Origin of the sequence: Paenalcaligenes sp. (genome assembly GCF_030152715.1) — a bacterium.
GTDB lineage: Bacteria > Pseudomonadota > Gammaproteobacteria > Burkholderiales > Burkholderiaceae_B > Paenalcaligenes > Paenalcaligenes hermetiae.
Window position 1 is genome coordinate 1 of sequence record NZ_JASLIX010000015.1, and the last position, 4,707, is coordinate 4,707.

At 44.3% G+C, this 4,707-nt stretch carries 4 protein-coding genes; all 4 read left to right on the forward strand.

Annotation, left to right across the window (positions count from 1 at the left end; genetic code table 11):
• A partial coding sequence (locus Q1V74_RS00925) for a Tn7-like element transposition protein TnsE (protein ID WP_300646639.1) occupies positions 1–1,552 on the forward strand: 1,552 nt, incomplete at its 5' end.
• Between the two features lie 164 nt (positions 1,553–1,716).
• Positions 1,717–3,183, forward strand: a complete 1,467-nt coding sequence (locus tag Q1V74_RS00930) for a SulP family inorganic anion transporter (RefSeq protein ID WP_300646640.1) — start codon at positions 1,717–1,719, stop codon at positions 3,181–3,183.
• 126 nt (positions 3,184–3,309) lie between these two features.
• Positions 3,310–3,819, forward strand: coding sequence for an arsenate reductase ArsC (locus Q1V74_RS00935; protein WP_300646642.1), 510 nt, complete (start codon positions 3,310–3,312; stop codon positions 3,817–3,819).
• Between the two features lie 62 nt (positions 3,820–3,881).
• On the forward strand, positions 3,882–4,707 hold an 826-nt coding region (locus Q1V74_RS00940; protein ID WP_300646643.1), incomplete at its 3' end, for an ArsB/NhaD family transporter.

Below are 4,707 nucleotides of genomic sequence, written 5' to 3' on the forward strand. Positions count from 1 at the left end.
ATTCCGTAATTCAGAGAATAAAGAGTGGCGTATTTTTGTTTGGTTTAATCCAATGCAAGAACAGAAATGGACTCGATTCACTCATTTGCCTTTATTAAGTCGAGCTAAGGTGGTTAACAGTACAACAAAGCAAATAAATAAGGCGGATCGTGTGATTGAGTTTAGAGCATCGGATCTTCAACGAGCCAAAATGATCGATTTTCCTAATCTCTCGTCCTTTGCTTCTGTACGCAACAAGGATGGGGCACAGAATTCATTTATTTACGAAGCTGAAACACCATATAGCAAGATTCGCTACCACATCCCGCAGATAGAGCTAGCTCGGTCGTTATTTTTAATTAATTCCTATTTCTGCCGAAGCTGCTTGAGCAGCACGGCTTTACAGCAAGAGTTTGATGTTCACTATGAGGTTGAACGAGATCATTTAGAGATAAGAGTTTTACCCAGTGCATCGTTTCCTAAAGGGGGGTTAGAGCAGTCGGCCGTAGTGCAGCTTTTGGTTTGGTTGTTTTCGGATCAAGATGTTATGGATTCGTACGAAAGCATTTTTAAGCACTATCAACAAAATAGAGAAATTAAGAATGGCGTTGAAAGCTGGTGCTTTAGCTTTGATCCTCCGCCCATGCAGGGTTGGAAATTACATGTAAAAGGACGTTTCTCTAACGAGGGTAAGGATTATTTGGTTGAGGAAATTGTTGGCTTAGAGCTTGATGTGAGGCTTCCTAGAACAACACGGATTAGCCATGCCTCTTTTCAGGAAAAGGAGGCTGGTGATGGTAGTGCGCAGCACATAGCGGTTTCAACAGAGTCAGTTATTGATGATGAGCATCTACAGTTGGACGATGAAGAGACAGCCAATATAGACACAGACACACGAGTCATAGAGGCTGAGCCGACCTGGGTGAGCTTTAGTAGACCTAGCCAAATTGAAAAATCACATAAAGCAAGGAGAAGTAGCCAAACAATCTTAGAAAAAGAAGAAGCTACTACAGATGAAAATAGTAATTTGGTTAGTACTGACGAACCACATTTAGGCGGTGTATTAGCAGCGGCAGATGTGGGGGGAAAGCAAGATGCAACAAATTACAACCATGTTTTTGCTAATCGTTTTGCGGCCTTTAATGGGTTAGTTTCAATTTTAAAAACCAAATTTGGATGTCGTGTGATTTTTGAAGAAACATTGGTTTTGCCAAAAGTTGGACGTAGTCGACTGCATTTATGCAAAGATGGCTCGCCAAGGGTGATTAAAGCAGTTGGGTTACGACGAAATGGTGGCGAATTTGTATTGCTAGAGGTCGATGCATCGGATGGAGTAAAAATGCTTTCTACCAAAGTCTTGACTGGTGTTGATAGGGAAACATGGCGGAGTGATTTTGAGAGAATACGGCGTGGGGTAGTAAAGAGCTCATTGAACTGGCCGAATGGGTTATTGGATAAGCTATATGGAAAAGAGGGGCATAGAGGAGTGAATCATCCTAAGGGGTTAGGTGAACTGGAAGTGCCGAGAGAGGGTATGGAGGGGTGGGCTGAAAGATGTTATAGTTTGGCCTAATTACTCTTAAATACTTTTCTCTTTATACCCATGTAACTTTTCGCTACCCCATTTTCTTTGCTTTGTTTTTCTGTTGTTTAATAAAGCACAGTGGGTAGCTCATGGCGTCTCTTTTTTCCTTGTTGTTGGCTCTGGCTGCCTGCTGTGCAGAATTGGATTTCTGCATGTCTAATTTATATTCCACATGGTTTTTTAATGCGCGTCGAGACGTGGTCTCGGGGCTCTTAGTTGCCTTGGCGCTCATTCCTGAGGCCATTGCTTTTTCTATTATTGCTGGTGTAGATCCTAAAGTGGGCTTGTATGCCTCATTTAGTATCGCCACCATTATTGCGTTTGTAGGTGGCCGCCCAGGCATGATTTCGGCTGCGACTGGAGCCATGGCTTTGCTAATTGTGTCTTTAGTTAAAGACCATGGTCTCCAGTATCTGTTAGCGGCTACCATTTTGGCAGGCTTAATTCAAATCGTAGCAGGTATGATTAAACTGGGTGGCTTGATGCGCTTTGTGTCTAAGTCAGTGGTCACGGGTTTTGTCAATGCGTTGGCTATTCTTATCTTCTTAGCCCAGCTGCCTGAGTTAACGAATGTGACTTGGCATGTGTATGCATTGACCGCGTCCGGTTTGGCTATTATTTATCTATTGCCGCGCATCACAACTGTGCTTCCTTCTCCTTTAGTTACGATTGTGGTGTTAACTGCTATAACGATGTGGTTTGGCATTGACGTGCGCACAGTGGGAGATATGGGGGAGTTACCAGATACGCTACCTATTTTTCTCATTCCCGATATCCCTTTTAATTTAGAAACCTTACGGATCATTTTTCCTTACTCCTTGACCTTAGCGGTAGTGGGTTTATTGGAGTCGTTGATGACGGCTTCTATCGTAGATGACATGACCGATACCCCTAGTAATAAAAACCGCGAAAGTATGGGGCAAGGTGTAGCAAACGTGGCTACAGGTTTTTTGGGAGGGATGGCAGGCTGTGCCATGATTGGGCAGTCGGTGATTAATGTGAAAGCGGGTGGTCGAGGTCGTTTATCTAGCTTATGTGCAGGTGTTTTTCTGCTGATTTTGATTGTGTTTTTAGGAGATTGGGTTAGCCAGATTCCTATGGCTGCATTGGTTGCTGTAATGATTATGGTTTCGATTAGTACGTTTGATTGGCAATCCGTTAAAAATTTGGTGGTTCACCCCAGAAGCTCTAGTGTAGTAATGATCGCTACGGTAGTCGTGACTGTTTGGACGCATGATCTAGCAAAAGGCGTGCTTGTGGGCGTGTTGTTATCAGCAATCTTTTTTGCTCACAAAGTGGTAGATATTTTGCGTGTGCATAATTTTCTTTCCGAGGATGGGACGTGCCGTATTTATAAAGCTAAAGGGCAGCTGTTTTTTGCGTCAGCAGGGCAGTTTGTTGACAGCCTGGATTTAAATGAGCCTATCAAGTCAGTACACATTGATTTGTCTGAGGCGCATATTTGGGATTTAACAGCAGTTGAGGCTTTAGAGAGGGTGCACACTAAGTTTAGTCATAAAGGGGTGAAGATTCATTTCATTGGCCTGAATAAGCAGTCCCGTCGTATTATTCTACAGCTGGCAAACGAGCCTAAAAAAGTATTGGCGGCAGCTAGTTAACTCACTTATTTAAAGAAAGAGCCTGATTTTATAGATCAGGCTTTTTTGTGCCCATTGACATCATTTCAATTATATTTGTACTATTAAAATAATTGGTATCGTTAACCACTGACTAACGGAGTTCTTATGAATGAGCCCCAGGTATTCCCTTTGACTGTTTTGTTTTTATGCACACACAATTCTGCCCGCAGTATTTTGGCCGAGGCCTTGCTTAATGATATTGGGTGTGGGCGCTTCAAAGCCTACTCGGCTGGCAGTAGCCCTAGCGAAAACCAACAACCGAATCCCTTTGCGTTACGTGTATTGCTGCATGCGGGGGTGTCTACCGAGGGGTTATACAGTAAAAGCTGGGATGCGTTCTCTGGTCCAGAGGCGCCAACAATGGATTTGATTATTACCGTGTGTGATAACGCAGCCGGTGAGGTGTGCCCTATTTGGCCGGGTCATCCCGCTACAGCGCATTGGGGCTATTCCGATCCTTCTAACCTCGGCGACTCAGAGGAGGAAAAATTAGCGGCGTTTAACCAAACGATGCTGATGATTCGACGTCGGTTAGAGCTGCTCACCAGCCTTCCTAAGGAAAAGCTAGAGCACACGTATTTACAGCAAAGTGCAAGAGAACTGTCAGAGCTATAGTTGGCTCTTGTCCTATCCATTGTGTTTTTTTCCCCTAAAAGTCTATGCCTTAGGAATGTATTGTGTTAGTTGCTATTCTGATTTTTGTTTTGACCTTGACCTTAGTGATCTGGCAGCCCCGTGGCTTGGGTATTGGCTGGAGCGCGTTAATCGGGGCAGCGGTGGCTCTTGTGTTTGGGGTGGTGCAATGGACGGATATTCCCGTGGTTTGGGGAATTGTTTGGAACGCCACCGCAACGTTTATTGCAGTCATTATCATTAGTTTGCTCTTGGATGAGGCCGGTTTTTTTGAATGGGCAGCACTTCATGTCGCTCGCTGGGGCAGGGGTAGTGGCATTAGGTTGTTTGCGTTAATTATTTTGCTAGGTGCTGCGGTTGCTGCGTTATTTGCGAATGATGGAGCCGCGTTAATTTTGACGCCTATTGTGATGGCGATGTTAATGGCAATGGGTTTTTCTGCGGCAGCAACATTGGCTTTTGTCATGGCCGCAGGTTTTATTGCAGATACGGCTAGTTTGCCATTGGTGGTGTCTAATTTGGTCAATATTGTCTCTGCGGACTACTTTTCTATTGGCTTTACGGACTATGCGGCAATTATGATGCCGGTTAATTTGGTGTCTGTCGTAGCTAGCCTGTGTGTGCTGGTTATGTTTTTCAAGCGAGATATTCCTGCTGCGTATAGTTTGACCCATTTATCAGAACCGCTGAAAGCGATTAAAGATCCAGTGACGTTTAAGGCGGGTTGGGTCGTTTTGATTTTATTACTTATCGGTTTTTTTGGATTAGAGCCTTTAGGTGTACCTGTTAGTGCCGTGGCAGCGATGGCAGCGGCATTGTTACTGGCGGTCGCTGCCCGTGGAAAGGTGATTAGCATAAATAAAGTCTTGC

Coding starts and splice junctions, on each gene's coding strand:
- Q1V74_RS00930 (WP_300646640.1), top strand. CDS start 1,717: ATGTCTAATTTATATTCCACATGGTTTTTTAATGCGCGTCGAGACGTG.
- Q1V74_RS00935 (WP_300646642.1), top strand. CDS start 3,310: ATGAATGAGCCCCAGGTATTCCCTTTGACTGTTTTGTTTTTATGCACA.